Genomic DNA, 17564 nt, shown 5'->3' with positions numbered 1-17564 from the left:
TGGGCTTCAGCCCACCGTCCGGCCGCCGCAGGACGAGGGTGGGCTGAAGCCCACCTGGTGCCTACGTTCGCGGCAGGCCTTCTTCGTACATGAAGTAATGGCACGGTTCCATGCCGAGTTCGGCGTAGGTGCGCTGCGCGCGCTGGTTCTCCGTCTCCACGTACAGCCGCAGCCCGACCGCGCCGGCGGCCCGCGCCTGGTCGCGCACCGCCGCGTACAACGCGCGGAACACGCCGCCGCGGCGCGCCTGGGGCACCACGTAGACGCTCTGGATCCACCAGAAGTCGCCGCAGCGCCAGTCGCTCCATTCGTAGGTGACGAGCAGGCTGCCGACCGCCGCGCCGTCCCGTTCGGCGACCAGGTAGAAGCCGCGGCGCGGCGCGTCGAACACGCCCTCGACGCCGCGCGCGAGCACCGTGCGGTCAAGCGTCCTGGCTTCGGTCTCCTGCGCCATGGCCGCGTTCCAGTCGACCAGGTTGGGGATGTCGGCACGGGTGGCGGGGCGGATGGTGAGGGCTTCAGGCATGGGGCCTCCAAGGCAGACGGGGATTATCGATCAAGGGCGCGGCGCCGGGCCGGGTTTCCCGCGAGCCCCGCCCCTCACCCTGCCCTCTCCCCGATGGGGAGAGCGTTCAAAGGCTCGCGCACCCTGCAAGGCGCCGCAGACTGCGCTCTCTCCCCCCCGGGGAGAGGGCAGGGGTGAGGGGCCACGCTCGCCTCGGACCTGCTATCGAGAGCGCTTGCGCGACGCCCCCAGCTTGCGGGTAAGCGTATTGCGCCCGACCCCCAGCGCCGCCGCCGCATGCTGCCGATGCCCGCCGTGCGCCGCCAGCGCGGCTTTCAGCAAGGTCCGGTCGAGCGCCTCGCGGGCACGCGCATGGATGTCCACCTCGCCGCGCGCGAGCGCCTCGCTCGCCCATGCGTGCAGCGCACCGGTCCAGTCGCCGGCGGCGATCGGCGCCGCCGCCGTGCCCAGTTCGGCGGCCTGGATCTCCGCTCCGGGTGCGATCACCGCCAGGCGCCGGCACAGGTTCTCCAGCTCGCGCACGTTGCCCGGGAAGTCGCGCTGCTCCAGCGCCTTGAGCGCCGCGCGCGCGAACCGCTTGGGCGGCAGCTTGAGCTCCTGCGCGGCGGCGGCCAGGAAGTGCCTGGCCAGCAGCGGGATGTCGGCACGGCGCGTACGCAACGGTGGCAGTTCGATGCGCACCACGTCCAGCCGGTGCTTCAGGTCCGCGCGGAACTGCCCGGCCGCCACGCGGGCGTCGAGGTCCTGGTGGGTGGCCGCGACGATGCGCACGTTGCCGCGGATCAGCTCGCGCCCGCCGACGCGGTAGAACTCGCCGCCCGCCAGCACGCGCAGCAGGCGCGTCTGCAGCGCCAGCGGCATGTCGCCGATCTCGTCCAGGAACAGCGTGCCGCCTTCGGCCTGCTCGAAACGCCCGGCCACGCGCCGCGCCGCCCCGGTGAAGGCGCCGGCCTCGTGCCCGAACAGCTCGCTCTCCAGCAGCTCGCTCGGGATCGCCGCGGTGTTGAGCGCGACGAACGGCTTGCCGCGGCGTGCGCTTTCCTCGTGCAGCGCGCGCGCGACCAGTTCCTTGCCGGTGCCGGTCTCGCCGGTGACCAGGACGTTGAGGTCGCTCGCCGCCACGCGGCCGATCAGGCGGAACACCTCGCGCATCGGCGCGCTTTCGCCGAGCAGCGCGTGCGTGGGCGTGAGGGCCGGCGACGGTGCCGCGGCCGGCTGCTCGGCGAGCGCGCGGCGTGCCACCTCGACCGCATGATCCAGATCGAACGGCTTGGCCAGGTAGTCGACCGCGCCGGCGCGATACGCGGCCGCGGTCGTCGCCACGTCGGTAAAGGCGCTCATCACGATCACCGGGCCGATGCCCCGGGCGTGCAGTTCGGCGAGCAGGCCCAGGCCGTCCTCGCCGGGCATGCGCACGTCGGTGAGCAGCAGGGCGGGGCGTGCCTCGCGCAGTGCCTCGCGCACCGCCGGGACGTCGCCGAATTCGCGCACGGCCAGGCCGGCCTCGCGCAGCGCTTCGGCAAGCACGTAGCGGATGCTGCGGTCGTCGTCGACGATCCACACGTCACGGTTCATGGCAGTCGGCTCGTTCAATGCAGGGGCCCTCTTGCCGGCGATGCTGCCAGCCCGGCGTCACCAGGAGACCGCACGCGGATCCCTGCCCAGGGTTCAACAGTCACGCGGCTCATGCGTGCTCCAGCGGAAGCCACAGGGTGAACGTGGTGGCGCCCGGCGGGCCGGCGTGGCGCAACTCGCCGCCATGTTCGTGCGCGATCTCGCGCGCCATCGCCAGGCCCAGGCCGGTGCCATCGGTGCGACCGGACACCAGCGGCTCGAACAGCGTGTCGCGCAGGACGATGGGGACGCCGGCACCGTCGTCGATCACGTCCAGCCGCAGGGCGGTACGCAGCACGCGTTCGCCCAGCCGCACCCCATGTTCGGCACGCGTGCGCAGGATCAGCTGGCGCGCGCCCGCTTCGCGCGCATTGCGTGCCAGGTTGAGCAGGAGTTGCTGCAGGCGATCGGCATCGCCGCGCAGTTCCGGCAGGCTCGGGTCATAGTCCTGCCGGATCGCCAGCGGCGAAGGCTCGGCCTCCAGCAGCGCGACGACCCGCTCCAGCACCGCGTGCAGGTTGATCACGTCCTGCGGCGGCGCGCCGGCCGGACGCAGCAGGCGGTCGGCCAGCGCGGCCAGCCGGTCCGCCTCGGCGATCACCATGCCGGCCAGCGCCTTGAGCTCGGCCTCGCCGACGCGCCGCTGCAACAGTTGCGCCGCGCCGCGCAGGCCGGCGAGCGGGTTCTTCACCTCGTGCGCAAGGCCGCGCAGGCTGGCCGAGACCGGGGAGTTTTCGGCCGCCGGCGGCGCGAGCACGTGCACCTCCAGCAGCAGGTGTTCGGCATCGAGCGGCTGCAACGACACGTCGAGCCGGCGCTCCGGTGTGCCCAGGCGCAGGTCGCGCCATTGCACGGCGCGTTGTTGCTCACGCGCGCGGGACGCCTGCGACGCCACCGCCGGCTCGCCCAGCAGCGACGCCAGCGGCTGGCCGATGGCGCGTCGCGGGCCCAGGTCCAGCGCCTGGGCCAGCGCCGGGTTGAGCCAGGCCAGACGAAACTGGGCATCGACCAGGCCCAGCCCGGTCGTCGCCTGTTCCGCCCATGCGCGCCAGTCGGCCTCGTTCATTGCACCATGATGGGCGTTGCGCCCTCATGGGGCAATGCGGGTCGGATGGGGTCACGATCTCCGGTGCGTTGCGGCCTGCCCGGCCAACAGCGCTGTGCACGGCGCGCCGCGATCATCGTGTTCGCCTGTCTCCACGCGCCCGCCGCCGCCCTTGCCGGGTACGCGCCGAACGACCGCGCGGATGCATGCCCTGCTGCGACGACGACGACGGTTCGGCCACCGCCGCGCGCGTAGGGTCGGCACTGGGCAATCGGGGGAGGACACGCCATGACCCAACTGATCGTCTGCTGCGATGGCACCTGGAACACCCTGGAGCACACCGACCAAGGCCTGCCCGCGCCCACCAACGTGGCCAAGCTCTACAACGCCGCCGAGAAGGACGAGCAGCAGCTGGCCTATTACCACCCCGGCGTGGGTACCAACGGCGGCTGGCTCGACCGCGTGGTCGGCGGCGGCACCGGCGCCGGGCTGGAGCGCAACATCATGAGCGCCTACCAATGGCTCGCCGTGCGCTACGAGGCGGACGACCGGATCTTCCTGTTTGGCTTCAGCCGCGGTGCGTACACCGTGCGCAGCCTGGGCGGGATGCTCGCGCACAGCGGCCTGCTGGACCTGTCCGACCCGACGCTGGCACCGGCCGAGGTGTGGTCGCGCGTGCAGCAGGTATTCGAGGCCTACCGTGCCGGCATGCCGTTCGCCAACGCAGGCGGCTGGGCCTTCCACGGCGTGCCGCCCGGGCGACCGACGTCGGGCTCCATCGGCGTGCACTTCATGGGCGTGTGGGACACCGTCGGGGCGCTGGGCATACCGCTGGAGCTTTCCGTGCTGCGCTTCATCGGCGATCCGCGCCGCTACCAGTTCCACGACACCAAGATCAGCCTGATGATCGCCAACGCCCGCCATGCCGTGGCGATGGACGAGCGCCGCGCGGATTTCATGCCCACGCTGTGGACGAACATCCGTCGGCCCGACCGGGTGCACCAGGTGTGGTTCCCCGGCGTGCATGGCGACGTCGGCGGCGGTTACGCGCAGGCCGGACTGTCCGACATCGCGCTGGCCTGGATGCTCGACGAAGCCGCCGCCTGTGGCCTGCGCCTGCGCGATAACACGCGCGCGCAGCTTCGCCCCGATCCGCAAGGCGTGCTGCACGACTCGCGGCAGGGCCTGTTCAAGCTCGGCCGCAACCAGCCGCGCGCGGTGGCGCAGGTGGCCAGGAACTGCGTGCTGGCCGGGCTGGTGCATCCCAGCGCGCTCGCGCGACAGGCCGACCCGCCGCTCGCGCAGGGCGACTACTGGCCCACACGCGTGCTCGCCGCCGGCGAGCGGACGACGCTGGACGTGTTCGCCTCGACCCACTGGAACATCACCGGGCTGTACCTGGAGGCCGGCGTCACCTACCGCTTCGACGCCGCGGGCGAGTGGCTCGACGCGGGCGCCAAGTTCTCCCCCGCCGGCGGCGAAGTGGATGGCCACCACGCCTCCGACATCGCCCGCCTGGCGGCGACGGCATTGGGCTCGGTGGAACACGTGTTCAACACCGCCAGTCATGGCGATAGCGACTTCTGGTTCACCCGCCGCGTGGAGTCCGCACCCTGGTGCGCGCTGGTCGGCTTCGTCGCCAACGGCGAAGGCGACGCACGCGGCGAGACCTTCGTGATCGGCAACGGCTGCCACTTCACCCCGGCCGCCAGCGGCTACTTCTACGCCTACGCCAACGACGCCTGGCAGGCCTATGCCAACAATCACGGCAGCGTGGCGCTGACCGTCGCGCGCCCGTGAGGAGCCCGATCAGCGCGTGCTGGACCCGCTTGCGGGCGATGCCCGTCGTGTGCGGGCGTGACAATCGCATCGCCCGCGCGCGGGCTCCTGCAAGGGGCGCACATGAGAACGGGCGCCGAGGCGCCCGTTCCTTTTCCGCATCCGGGATGACCGATCAGATCGCGTAGTACATCTGGAACTCCAGCGGGTGCGTGCTGGCGCGGTAGGCGGTCACTTCCTTCATCTTGACCTCGATGTAGGCATCGATGAAGTCGTCGGTGAACACGCCGCCGGCCTTGAGGAACTCGCGGTCCTTGTCCAGCGCGTTGAGCGCCTCGTCCAGGCTCGCGCACACCTGCGGGATGTTCTTCTCTTCTTCCGGCGGCAGGTCGTACAGGTCCTTGTCGGCCGGCGCACCCGGGTCGATCTTGTTGATGATGCCGTCCAGGCCGGCCATCATCAGCGCGGTGAACACCAGGTAGCCTGAGTTCATCGGATCGGGGAAGCGCACCTCGATGCGGCGGCCCTTCGGGCTGGACACGTACGGGATGCGGCAGCTCGCCGAGCGGTTGCGCGCCGAGTAGGCCAGCATCACCGGCGCCTCGAAGCCCGGCACCAGGCGCTTGTAGCTGTTGGTGGTCGAATTGGCGAAGGCGTTGATCGCCTTGGCGTGCTTGAAGATGCCGCCGATGTACCACAGCGCCATCTGCGACAGGCCGCCGTACAGCTCGCCGGCGAACAGGTTCTGCCCGTCCTTGGCCAGCGACTGGTGCACGTGCATGCCCGAGCCGTTGTCGCCGACGATCGGCTTGGGCATGAAGGTGACGGTCTTGCCGTTCTGGTGCGCCACGTTCCTGATGACGTACTTCATCGTCATCAGCTCGTCGGCCTTCTTCACCAGCGTGTTGAACTTCACGCCGATCTCGCACTGGCCGGCGTTGGCCACTTCATGGTGGTGCACCTCGACCACCTGGCCGAGCGACTCGAGCACCTTGCACATGTCCGCGCGCAGGTCGCCCAGCGAGTCGACCGGCGACACCGGGAAGTAGCCGCCCTTCACGCCCGGACGGTGGCCGGTGTTCTGGCCGTCGTACTTGTAGCGCGACGACCAGGCCGCCTCTTCGGAGCCGATCTCGTAGAACACGCGGCCCATGTCGTTCTGCCAGCGCACCGAGTCGAAGATGAAGAACTCCGGCTCCGGGCCGAAGAAGGCGGTGTCGGCGATGCCGGTGGACTTGAGGAACGCCTCGCCGCGCTTGGCGATCGAGCGCGGGTCGCGGCCATAGGCCTGCATGGTCGACGGTTCGAGCACGTCGCAGTGCAGGATCAGCTGGGTGTGGGCGGAGAACGGATCCAGGTGCGCGGTGTCCGGATCGGGCAGCAGCACCATGTCCGACTCGTTGATGCCCTTCCAGCCCGGGATGGAGGAGCCGTCGAACATCTTGCCGTCCTCGAAGGTCGACTCGTCGATGGCGTGCGCCGGGAAGGTGACGTGGTGGTGCTTGCCGAGCATGTCGGCGAAGCGCAGGTCGACGAACTCGACGTCGTGTTCGGCGATCAGGTCGAGCACTTTCTGGGCGGTCATGGGCGAGCCTCGGAACGGGATAGAGATGCGGGCGTTACTGCAATGCGCGTGCCAGCGCCCATTCCCGTCGGTGCCGGCCGCCATGGCGCTGCGGAGCGGGATCGCGGTCGCGCACGGGTACGCTCCACGGAGGCGATTGCACCATTCCAGCCCTGACGATTGCACCTGAATGGCACAAACCGGCCTCACGCCGCCGTGTCCGCTTCCCCGTAAGCTATGCCGCTTTACCGATCCACCGGAGAGCCCTTAGTGAGCGACCTGATCCGCGTCATCCTGCTCGGCATCATCGAGGGCATCACCGAATTCCTGCCGATCTCCTCGACCGGCCACCTGCTGATCGCCGAGCAGCTCGGCCTGGGCGAGCGCTCGGACCTGTTCAACATCGGCATCCAGGCCGGCGCGATCCTGGCGGTGACGCTGATCTACTGGAAGCGGCTGTGGCAGCTGCTGACCCAATGGCGCGAACCGTCCAACCGCGACTACCTGGCCAAGCTCACGGTCGCGTTCCTGATCACCGCGGTGCTGGGGTTCATCGCGGTCAAGGCCGGCTTCACCCTACCCGACACGGTCACGCCGATCGCGTGGGCACTGGTCATCGGCGGCTTCTGGATGATCGGCGCCGAAGCGGTGGCGGCACGCCGGCCGGACCGGCGCGAGGTGACCTGGACGGTGGCGGTGCTGGTCGGTTTCGCGCAGATGCTGGCCGGCGTCTTTCCCGGCACCTCGCGCTCGGCCGCGACCATTTTCGCCGCGCTGCTGGCCGGCACCAGCAACCGTGCCGCGGCCACCGAGTTCGCTTTCCTGGTCGGCATCCCGACGATGTACGCGGCCACCGGCTACGAGCTGCTCAAGGTGGTGAAGAACGGTGGCGCGGTGCACGAGGACTGGAGCGCACTGATCGTCGGTTTCGTGGTGTCGGCGATCGTCGCCTTCGCTGCAGTGAAGTGGTTGCTCGGCTACATCCGCACGCACCGCTTCACGCCGTTCGCGATCTACCGCATCGCGCTGGGCGTGGCCTTGCTGCTCTGGCTGCCGACCGGCGTCTGAGCTTTCCCGCGGCGATCAGCCCGGCGGCCCCGCGATCAGCTGGACCGGGCTGTCCAGCGCAACCGCCTCGCCCACCGGGCCGGAGCCACCAGCCGACGCGCCAGCAGCTTGCCTGCCGGCCTCGGTCGTAAGCGCTTCGCTACGGCTGATCGGGTTCAACGCGTAGACGAACGGCAGCTGGATCCGGGTCGCCACCGGCTGGCCGTCGACAAGCTCCGGCTGCGCGTGGGCGTGCCGCAGGACCACCTCGGCGGAGGTGATGAACGCGCCGGGATTGGGGTGGTTGATGCGGTGGCTGGCCGCGTGGATGTCGCCCAGCGTGCCATCCGGGTGCACGATCGCCTCCATCACGATCGTCCCCTGCCCACGCTGGCGAAGCTCGTTGATGGGGTAGGCGGGCGGTTGCGTGAGGATGAGCTTGGGGCCGTTCGAACGATAGACCGCACGCAGCCCGTAGTTGCCGTCCGCCTGCTGCACCACCTGCACCACGAGGCGCACATAGGTGCGCGCGGTCGCCGCATGCCCGTCGCGCACGGGCGGCTTGAAGCGCCAGCGCGCGATCGCCTGCCGTGCCGGCCCCGCAAGGGTCGCGGGCACCTCGCCGGTGAGCTCCATCGCCGTGATGTGGCCATCGACGCCGACGTCCAGCGCCGCCTCGGCACGGTACTCACGCGCGACCGCTGCGTCGGCCGCCGCAGCGCGTGCCTGGATGGCACCCGCGGCGAGCAGCACGCACAGCAGCCATGTCGCCACCCTGCCCCTGCCGTCACGCTGGCCAGCGGCCCTTGCGTCCGCGCCTGGCGCGGTGGCGGACATACGGCCCATCGGACTCATGCCTTTCTCCTGTCGTGCATGGCTTCCGCAGCCGCGCGCGGAATGCCTGTCAATGGAATGCCCGACGCCGCGCGTCATCTCAACCGCGGGGGCCGGGCGGCAGCGGCTGCACCGGACTGTCCAGTGCGATGGCCTGGCCCGCCAGATCCGGCGACTCGCTGGCCGGCGCCGCGGGCTGAGCCGCCGACGCATCGGCCCTGGCCTCGCCGACATCCGATGGGCTCGCCGTCCGGAAGGCGATCGGGATCCGCACGCGGGTGGCGACCGGTTTGCCATCGACAAGCTCGGGCAGCGCGCGGCTGTGCCGTACTGCCTCTTCCACCGCACGTGCGAACGCCTTTCTTGCAAGCGGACTGCTGAAATCGGAGGCGACCAGCGCGGGGTCGGTCAGGCTTCCATCCGGTTGCACCACCGCCGCCATCGTCAGGCTGCCGCCGCCCTGCTCCATGGGCCAACGCGGCGCCTGGAGCGCAAGGGCGGGTCCATTCTTGATGAAGGACACCGCTACACCGTAGGTGCCGTCCAGGCGCTTGACCAGGTCCAGGTCGACCCATGCGTAGGTGCGGGCGGTGACGGGCTGTCCGGCGCGCACGGGCGGCTTGAAACGCCAGCGCCTGATCGACGCCCGGGCCGGCTCACCCAGCACCGGGGGAAGGGTCGCGGGCAGATCGACCCGGGCCACCTGGCCCGCCGCATCGACGTCCAGCCCGGCCTGCAGGTGATACGTCCGGACGACCTGTCCATCGGCTGCGCGTGCCGTCCACCCGGGCACCACGAGCACCGCCAGCCATACCGCTCCCCTCGCCAGCCTCGCCCTCATCCCTGCGCCCTCCCCGGCCCGTACCTGCCGCCGCAGCCTACACCGGGAAGGCGTGGGCGGCGACGGGTGGGAGGGCCGCATGTCGCCCGGCCCCCACGCCTTGCGCACGCCCGGTGTGCCTACCATCGCCGCGCGCCGGCCACCCCGGCCGGCGGTCCACGGCGGCGTCTCCATGGCAGCAGACAAACCTCCAAGCCTGATGCGGTCGCGAATCATGCTGGCGACGGGTTTCGTCTTGTTGACCTCGTTGCTGGCCGGGGCCTATGTGCTGGCCGCGGCACGCGAGGCGGAGATGGAACAGCAGCAGCACATCCAGGCGGTGCGTGCCTCCCTTCGCAGCACGATGCTGACGATCCAGGGCGCCGAAACCGGGCAGCGGGGGTACCTGCTGACTGGTGACAAGGCTTACCTGGCGCCGTACGCCCGCTCCCGCGCCCAACTGACGGCGTTGATGCAGACGCTCGACCAGCAGGTCGAGGATCCGCACCGGCGTCGCGATCTGCCCGAACTGCGTGCGCTGATCGCGGGCAAGCTGGCCGAGCTGGCGCAGACGCTGTCCTACTACGACCGTGGCGACCACGCGGCGGCAGTGGATCTGGTCCGGTCCAACCTGGGCATGCAGCTGATGGAGCGCATCCGCACGCTGGTGGGGGCGATGCTGGTCGACTGCGACCGCAGCATCGTCGCCGAACAGGCGCGCGAGCGCCTGCTCTCGCGCTGGGTGCTAACCGGCGCCTCGGCCTCCGCGCTGGCGATCCTTGGACTGGCCATGCTGACGTTGCGCGAGATGTCACGACGCCACCGCATGATGATGCGGGTGCGCGACGAACTGCTCGCCTCGAGCGAGGCGCTGCGGCGAAGTACCGAACGCCAGGCGATGCTGGAAGAAGCGGTGCGCCAGTCGCGCAAGATGGAAGCGCTCGGCGCGCTCACCGGCGGCATGGCGCACGACTTCAACAACATGCTCGCGGTGGTGATGGGCAACCTGGAGCTGCTCAAGGCGCGCCTGGCGCGCGGCAACCACGATGTCGGCCGCTACGTCGGCTACGCACTGGAGGCGACCCGCCGCGCCGGCGAACTCACCCAGCGCCTGCTGGCCTTCGCGCGCAAGCAGCCGCTGCACGCGGTGCTGGTGGCGACCAGCGACGTGGTGGCCAGCACCACCGAGGTGATCCGCCGCACGCTCGGCGGCATCTACAGCGTCGAACTGCAGCAGTCACCGGACCTGTGGAAGACGCGGGTGGACGTCAATCAGCTGGAAAGCACGCTGATCAACCTGGCGGTCAATGCGCGCGACGCCATGCCTGAAGGCGGCCGGCTGACCGTGCAGACGGCCAACGTGTTCCTTGACGAGGACTTCGCCAGCGGCCGCCCCGACGTGGCCAGCGGCGCCTACGTGATGATCGCGATGACCGACACCGGCCACGGCATGACGGCCGAGGTCCGGCGCAAGGCGTTCGAGCCGTTCTTCACCACCAAGGCGGCCGGCAAGGGCACCGGCCTGGGGCTGAGCCAGGTGTACGGCTTCATCAAGCAGTCCGGCGGACACGTGGACATCGAGAGCGAGGTGGGCAGGGGCACCACCATCCGCCTCTATCTGCCGCGTGCCGACGGCGAGGCCGCGACCGGGCCGGCGCGCGCCGACCGCGCGACCGGCGGGTTGCCGCGCGGCGACGGCACCACGCTGATCCTGCTGGTGGACGACGACATCGGCGTGCGCGTGTTCGCGGCGGAGGCGCTGACCGAACTGGGGTACCGCGTGCTCACCGCGTCCAGTGGCCACGACGGGCTGGCCGTGCTCGACGCCCATCCGCAGATCAATCTGTTGCTCACCGACGTGGAAATGGCGCAGCTGACCGGCTGGGAGCTGGCCGACATCGCGCGGCAGGTGCGGCCGGGCCTGAAGATCCTGCTGATGACCGGCTTCACGCGCGACGCCACCGAGGGCGTCGGCGAGCGCATCCCCGGTGCCGGGCTGTTGCGCAAACCGTTCACGCTGGAAGAGCTGGCGCACCGCGTGCATGCCTTGCTCTCGGGCGGCCCGCACCCGCCCCCGACCCACCCCTTCGAAGCCTGACGGCGATCGGCGCCTGCCTCACCACACGGCCGAAGTTATCCCGCGAACCCGGCCATGCGCTCTTCGAGTTCGGTGGCGCGGTCGGCGTCCATCTCGATCACGCAGGCGGCCATGCCCATGTCGATCTCTTCCCGCCCGCAGCGGGCATCGCGCCAGCGCAACCAACGCTCCTGTTCGTCGTCCAGTGGCGCCCGCCGCGACGGGCCCATGCGCGACGCAAGCCGCCGGTAGGCCTGGTCCAGGCGGAGGTGTTGATACGGGTACTCGGCGCGGATGCAGGCGACAGCGTCATCCGCGTCGCGCCCGCGCTTCAGGCAAGCCATGTACGTCGGACGCAGCTTGATCCGCATGAGGGCGGCGTCGAGGGCGACATCGCTGGCCGGCATCGGATAGGCCGGCCAGCGGTCGGCCGCGTGCGCCACAGCCCAACCCAGACCAAGGAGGCACGCGCAAAGCGATGCCCTTGTAGCGAAATGATGCACGGCGTTCTCCCAAAGGCAGTCGGGCCCGTCAGGGCGGCCCGGGAGCCTCTCGCACGCCGGTTGGCGTTGTCTGTCAGCCCTCGCCGCGTCCAGCGGTCAGGCAGCCGCGGCCGGCACGCCCTGCTTGACCGTTCCCGCCGCCACGGGCGCCCGGAACTGCGGCTCGTTGGTCCGCTCGAAGATTTCGCGCACCCATTCGATGAAAGCCTGCACGCGGGCGGAGAGGTGCTTCTTCTGCGGATAGACGATCCACACCGGCTTGCCGGTGGAGCGGGTGTCGGTCATCACCAGCTGCAGCTTTCCCCAGTCGAGCATGCAGGCGACCATCATGTGCGGCGCCTGGGTGATCCCCAGCCCCGCGGCCACCGCCTGGATCACCGACTCGGCGTCGTTGATCAGCAGGTGCCCGTCCACGTCGACCGCGATCGGCCCGTTGGCGCCGTCGAACATCCACTGCCGCGGGCGGCCGTTGGGATAGACGTAATTGATGCAGCGGTGCTGCTTGAGATCGTCGATCGTCTGCGGCGCGCCGTAGCGGGCCAGGTACGCCGGCGAGGCGCACACCACGTTGCGCAGGTAGCCGATCTTGCGCGCGATCAGGCTGGAGTCTTCCAGCTCGCCCACGCGGATGGCGCAGTCGATGCCCTCGCCGTTCAAGTCCGCTGGCAGGTCGCTCATCGACAGCTCCAGCCGGATATCCGGATAGCGTTGCTCGAACTCGGCCAGCCGCGGGATCAGCGCCGCGCGCCCCACCGCCAGCGACACCGCCACGCGCAGCTTGCCGACCGGCTTGCGGTTGGCGTAGCCGAGCGCCTCGGTCGCTTCGGCCAGGTCGGCCAGAATGTCCTTGCAGCGCGCATGGAACACCGCGCCGTCGTCGGTCAGCCGCAGCGAGCGGGTCGAGCGGAATAGCAGGCGCGCGCCGAGGCGTTCTTCCAGCCGGGACACCGCGCGGCTGACGCCCGAGGGGGTCATTCCCAACTGTGCGGCAGCGGCGGCAAAGGTCTTGGCCTCGACCACGCGGACGAAGGCAGAAATTGCTGCGAAGTCTTCCATCGAGCCCACTCCAGGGTAATTCGTGACTCGGCGGCACGATTGCATTGCACCAAGCCCCGGTTTTCTATACCGGCAAGTGTACCTATTCTCCCGGGCCTTCGCCGGTTCTGTACCGACCGGTGCACTAATTTAGACGCGGGAGCGCATGATGAAAAAGCGATGGATCCTCTTGAGCCTGGCCGTGGCGGTCGCGGCCGGCAGCTGGGCGCTGCTCGGCAGCCAGGGCGAAAGCCACGCGCAGGACACCGGCGCGCCGCCGCCGCCCGCGGTCACCGTGGCGCAGACGCTGGTGCGCCCGGTCAGCGACACCGATGCCTTCACCGGCCGCCTGCAGGCGGTGGACACCGTCGACGTGCATCCGCGCGTGAGCGGCTACGTCACCGCCGTGCACTTCAAGGAAGGCGCGCGGGTGCGCAAGGGCGAACTGCTGTTCACCATCGACCCGCGGCCGTACCAGGCCGAAGTCGATCGACTCGCCGCCACCCTCGAGCAGGCGCGCGCCGAGCAGAAGCTCGCCGCCTCCAACGCCGAGCGGGCGAAGAAGCTGCTGGCGCAGCACGCGATCTCCACCCAGGAGGCCGATCGCCTGGCCACCGCGGCGGCCAGCGCGAAGGCGCAGGCGTCGGCCACCGGCGCGGCGCTGGACGCGGCCCGGCTGGACCGCAGCTTCACCGAAGTGCGTGCGCCGATCGACGGCCGCGTGAGCAACGCGCGGATCACGCCCGGCAACCTGGTGACGCCCGCCGACGTGCTGACCCGCGTGGTCAGCGTCGACCCGGTGTATGCCTATTTCACCGTCGACGAGCACGCGTACCTGAAGCTCGACCAGCTCCGTCGCGAGCGCGGCGTGGCACCGCAGGTGGCGATGGGCCTGGTGGATGAAGAGGGCTACCCGCATGCCGGCCGCATCGACTTCGTCGACAACCAGCTCGACGCCGACAGCGGCACGATGCGCCTGCGCGCGGTGTTCGACAACGACGATGGCCGCTACACGCCGGGCCTGTACGTACGTCTGGAACTGCGTACACCCAGCAGCAAGCCGCGCGCATTGATCGACGAGCGCGCGGTCGGCACGGACCTGGGCAACAAGTTCGTTTACGTGCTTGAGCCGGACCACAAGGTCGCCTACCGCAAGGTCACGCTGGGGCCGCTGGCCGACGGGCTGCGCGTGGTCACCGCGGGCCTCACCGCCAAGGACGTGGTGGTGGTCAACGGCCTGCAGCACGTGCGGCCGGGAATGGAGGTCAGCCCCACGCGGGTGGCGATGGAGAGCCGCAGCCTGGACGCCGATCGCCAGCTTGCCGGCGTCGGTGGCAGCGCAGTGAAGGTTGCCTCGCGCAAATAACGCCATGACTCCCTCCCCTGCTTGCAGGGGAGGGTTGGGGAGGGGTGCTCTTCGTCATAAGGGCGAACCCCCTCCCAGCCTCCCCCTGCAGGCAGGGGGAGGAGCACATCAGGGAAACCCAAGCAATGAAACTCGCCCAATATTTCGTGGAGCGCCCGATCCTGGCCGGCGTGCTGTCGGTGCTGATCGTGATCGCCGGCGCGATCGCGCTGTTCAAGCTGCCGATCGGCGAATACCCGGAGGTGGTGCCGCCGACGGTGGTCGTGCGCGCCACCTATCCCGGCGCCAACCCCAAGGTGATCGCCGCCACCGTCGCCACGCCGCTGGAGGAACAGATCAACGGCGTCGAGGGCATGCTCTATACGTCCTCGCAGGCCACCAGCGATGGCGCGATGACGCTGACGGTCACCTTCGCGCTCGGCACCAACCTGGACAACGCCCAGGTGCAGGTGCAGAACCGCGTCGCGCAGGCCCTGCCGCGATTGCCCGAGGAAGTGCAACGGCTCGGCGTGACCACGCAGAAAAGCTCGCCCGACCTGACCATGGTCGTGCACCTGATCTCGCCCGACCAGCGCTACGACATGCTGTACCTGTCCAACTACGCGCGGCTGCACATCAAGGATCAGCTCGCGCGGCTGGACGGCGTGGGCGACGTGCAGCTGTTCGGTGCCGGCGAGTACTCGATGCGCGTGTGGCTGAACCCGGAGAAGCTGGCGATGCGCGGGCTGACCACCGGCGACGTGGTCAATGCGATCCGCGAGCAGAACGTGGACGTCGCGGCCGGTTCGCTCAATGCGCCGCCGGCGCCCAACGGCGCGGCGTTCCAGCTCAACATCAACACCCGCGGCCGCCTGGTCACCGAGGACGACTTCGCCAACATCGTGCTGCGCACGACGAAGGATGGCGCAGTCACGCACCTGCGCGACGTGGCGCGGGTCGAACTGGGCTCGAACAACTATGCGCTGCGCAGCCTGCTGGACAACAAGCCGGCGGTGGCGATGCCGATCTTCGCCCGCCCGGGTTCCAACGCGATCCAGATCTCCGACGAAGTGCGCGCCACCATGGCGCAGCTGAAGGCGGACTTCCCGCAGGGCGTCGACTACAGGATCGTCTATGACCCGACCGTGTTCGTGCGCGGCTCGATCGAGGCGGTGGTGCACACGCTGTTCGAGGCGATCGCGCTGGTCGTGCTGGTGGTGATCCTGTTCCTGCAGACCTGGCGCGCCTCGATCATCCCGCTGGTGGCCGTGCCGGTGTCGCTGGTGGGCACCTTCGCGGTGATGTACCTGGCCGGTTTCTCGCTCAACGCGTTGTCGCTGTTCGGTCTTGTTTTGGCGATCGGCATCGTGGTGGATGACGCCATCGTGGTGGTGGAGAACGTCGAGCGCCACATCGAGCACGGGCTCAAGCCGAAGGAAGCCACGCGCCGCGCGATGACCGAGGTGACCGGGCCGATCGTGGCCACCGCCCTGGTGCTGTGCGCGGTGTTCATCCCGGCGGCCTTCATCAGCGGCCTGACGGGCGAGTTCTATCGCCAGTTCGCGCTGACCATCGCCATCTCCACCGTCATCTCGGCGTTCAACTCGCTGACCCTGAGCCCGGCGCTTTCCGCGCTGCTGCTCAAGGAGCGCGGCGTGCCGAAGGACCGCTTCAGCCTCCTGCTCGAGCGCGGCTTCGGCTGGCTGTTCCGCCCGTTCAACCGGATGTTCGTCAGCGGCGCGGACCGCTATGTCGGCGGCGTGCGGCGTGTGCTCGGCAAGGGCGCGCCGGCGCTGGTGATCTACGGCGCGCTGGTGGCGCTGGGCGTATTCGGCTTCGTCCACGTGCCGGCCGGCTTCGTGCCTTCGCAGGACAAGCAGTACCTGGTCTCCTTCGCGCAGTTGCCCGATGCAGCGTCGCTGGATCGCAGCGAGGACGTGATCCGCCGCATGAGCGCCATCGCGCTCAAGCAACCGGGCGTGGAGAGCGCGGTGGCGTTCCCGGGCCTGTCGATCAACGGCTTCACCAACTCGCCCAACAGCGGCATCGTGTTCGTCACGCTCAAGCCGTTCGAGGAACGCACCGATCCGGCGCTGTCGGCCGGCGCCATCGCCGGTGCGCTCAACCAGAAATACGCTGCGATCCAGGACGCGTACATCGCCGTGTTCCCGCCACCGCCGGTGATGGGCCTGGGCACGATCGGCGGCTTCCGCATCCAGATCGAGGACCGCGCCGAACAGGGCTTCGAGGAACTGTTCAGGCAGACCCAGAACCTGATCGCCAAGAGCCAGCAGGTGCCGGCACTGGCGGGGCTGTTCTCCAGCTACCAGGTGAGCGTGCCGCAGATCGACGCCGAGGTGGACCGCGAGAAGGTCAAGGCCGAGGGCGTGAACCTGGCCGACGTCTACCAGACCATGCAGGCCTACATGGGTTCGCTCTACGTCAACGACTTCAACCGCTTCGGGCGCACCTACCAGGTCAACGTCTCGGCCGAGCCGGGCTTCCGCCGCGAGCCAGAGGACATCCTTCGGTTGAAGACGCGCAATGCCGCGGGCGAGGCGGTCCCGCTGGGCTCGTTCGTGCAGGTGCACCAGGGCGTCGGTCCCGACCGCGTGCAGCACTACAACGGCTATCCCACCGCCGAGATCAACGGCGGCCCGGCGCCGGGCTACAGCTCGGGCCAGGCGCAGGCGGCGATGGAGAAGCTGGCCCGCGACAACCTGCCCAACGGCATGAGCTTCGAGTGGACCGAGCTGACCTACCAGCAGATCCTGGCCGGCAACACCGCGGTGCTGGTGTTCCCGCTGTGCGTGCTGCTGGTGTTCCTGGTGCTGGCCTCGCTGTACGAGAGCCTGACCCTGCCGCTGGCGGTGATCCTGATCGTGCCGATGGTGCTGCTGTCCGCGATCGCCGGCGTGTGGCTGTCCGGCGGCGACAACAACATCTTCACCCAGATCGGTCTGATCGTGCTGGTGGGCCTGGCCTGCAAGAACGCCATCCTGATCGTGGAGTTCGCCCGCGAGGCGCAGATCCACGACGGGCTGGACCGCCGGCAGGCGGTGCTGGAAGCGGCACGACTGCGACTGCGCCCGATCCTGATGACCAGCTTCGCTTTCATCATGGGCGTGGTGCCGCTGGTGACCTCGCACGGGGCCGGCGCGGAGATGCGCCACGCGATGGGCGTGGCGGTGTTCTCCGGCATGTTGGGCGTGACCTTCTTCGGCCTGCTGTTCACCCCCCTGTTCTACGTGATCGTGCGCGGCTGGAGCGAGCGTGCGGCGGCAAGGCGTGCCGCGCGCCATGCGGCGTTGCCGGTTGCTATCGAGGAGCATTGAGATGTCACAAGTTACGAAAAGTCTGCTCCCTCTCCCCCGG

13 protein-coding genes are annotated in these 17564 nt (G+C 69.7%); 5 read left to right on the top strand and 8 right to left on the bottom strand.

Features of this window, described 5'->3' with window-relative positions; all coding sequences use genetic code 11:
• Nucleotides 1-61 precede the first annotated feature (61 nt).
• The 3 genes from J7I44_RS11820 to J7I44_RS11810 form a co-directional block, all read right to left on the bottom strand.
• Complete coding sequence (locus J7I44_RS11820; RefSeq protein ID WP_209620856.1) at nt 62-526, bottom strand: GNAT family N-acetyltransferase; 465 nt, start codon at nt 524-526, stop codon at nt 62-64.
• 201 nt (nt 527-727) lie between these two features.
• Nucleotides 728-2101, bottom strand: a complete 1374-nt coding sequence (gene ntrC / locus J7I44_RS11815) for a nitrogen regulation protein NR(I) (protein ID WP_209620852.1) — start codon at nt 2099-2101, stop codon at nt 728-730.
• A gap of 109 nt (nt 2102-2210) precedes the next feature.
• Nucleotides 2211-3206 (bottom strand): two-component system sensor histidine kinase NtrB, encoded by a 996-nt coding sequence (locus J7I44_RS11810; RefSeq protein WP_209620848.1) that lies wholly within the window; start codon nt 3204-3206, stop codon nt 2211-2213.
• Between the two features lie 267 nt (nt 3207-3473).
• Between J7I44_RS11810 and J7I44_RS11805 the strand changes: the two genes are divergently transcribed.
• On the top strand, nt 3474-4985 hold the full coding sequence (locus tag J7I44_RS11805; protein ID WP_209620845.1) for a DUF2235 domain-containing protein: 1512 nt from the start codon (nt 3474-3476) through the stop codon (nt 4983-4985).
• A gap of 154 nt (nt 4986-5139) precedes the next feature.
• Here the strand turns inward: J7I44_RS11805 and glnA are convergent, their stop codons facing one another.
• Nucleotides 5140-6549: a type I glutamate--ammonia ligase gene (glnA, locus tag J7I44_RS11800; protein ID WP_209620842.1), complete on the bottom strand. Its 1410-nt coding sequence runs from the start codon at nt 6547-6549 to the stop codon at nt 5140-5142.
• A 249-nt stretch (nt 6550-6798) separates the two neighbouring features.
• On the opposite strand from glnA, the gene J7I44_RS11795 reads away from it, so the two are divergent.
• Nucleotides 6799-7596, top strand: coding sequence for an undecaprenyl-diphosphate phosphatase (locus J7I44_RS11795; protein ID WP_209620839.1), 798 nt, complete (start codon nt 6799-6801; stop codon nt 7594-7596).
• A gap of 15 nt (nt 7597-7611) precedes the next feature.
• Here J7I44_RS11795 and J7I44_RS11790 read toward each other — a convergent pair whose 3' ends face one another.
• On the bottom strand, nt 7612-8430 hold the full coding sequence (locus J7I44_RS11790) for an energy transducer TonB (RefSeq protein WP_209620838.1): 819 nt from the start codon (nt 8428-8430) through the stop codon (nt 7612-7614).
• 79 nt (nt 8431-8509) lie between these two features.
• Nucleotides 8510-9250, bottom strand: coding sequence for an energy transducer TonB (locus J7I44_RS11785; RefSeq protein WP_209620836.1), 741 nt, complete (start codon nt 9248-9250; stop codon nt 8510-8512).
• A gap of 199 nt (nt 9251-9449) precedes the next feature.
• On the opposite strand from J7I44_RS11785, the gene J7I44_RS11780 reads away from it, so the two are divergent.
• On the top strand, nt 9450-11327 hold the full coding sequence (locus J7I44_RS11780; RefSeq protein WP_209620834.1) for a CHASE3 domain-containing protein: 1878 nt from the start codon (nt 9450-9452) through the stop codon (nt 11325-11327).
• 35 nt (nt 11328-11362) lie between these two features.
• Here J7I44_RS11780 and J7I44_RS16985 read toward each other — a convergent pair whose 3' ends face one another.
• The gene (locus J7I44_RS16985; RefSeq protein ID WP_209620832.1) at nt 11363-11809 is read right to left on the bottom strand and encodes a lysozyme inhibitor LprI family protein; all 447 of its coding nucleotides are present in this window, start codon (nt 11807-11809) and stop codon (nt 11363-11365) included.
• 96 nt (nt 11810-11905) lie between these two features.
• Nucleotides 11906-12865, bottom strand: a complete 960-nt coding sequence (locus tag J7I44_RS11770) for a LysR family transcriptional regulator (protein ID WP_209620829.1) — start codon at nt 12863-12865, stop codon at nt 11906-11908.
• 148 nt (nt 12866-13013) lie between these two features.
• Here J7I44_RS11770 and J7I44_RS11765 point away from each other — a divergent pair, with 148 nt between their 5' ends.
• Together J7I44_RS11765 and J7I44_RS11760 are read left to right on the top strand one after the other, a co-directional pair.
• Nucleotides 13014-14210, top strand: coding sequence for an efflux RND transporter periplasmic adaptor subunit (locus J7I44_RS11765; protein ID WP_209620826.1), 1197 nt, complete (start codon nt 13014-13016; stop codon nt 14208-14210).
• A gap of 125 nt (nt 14211-14335) precedes the next feature.
• A complete protein-coding gene (locus tag J7I44_RS11760) occupies nt 14336-17524 on the top strand; it encodes an efflux RND transporter permease subunit (protein WP_209620824.1) in 3189 nt (1062 codons plus the stop codon).
• Nucleotides 17525-17564: the final 40 nt, after the last annotated feature.

Source organism: Frateuria flava (assembly GCF_017837635.1).
GTDB lineage: Bacteria > Pseudomonadota > Gammaproteobacteria > Xanthomonadales > Rhodanobacteraceae > Frateuria_A > Frateuria_A flava.
The sequence above is the reverse complement of the archived record's forward strand: the minus strand, read 5'-3'. Positions and strand labels throughout refer to the sequence as shown.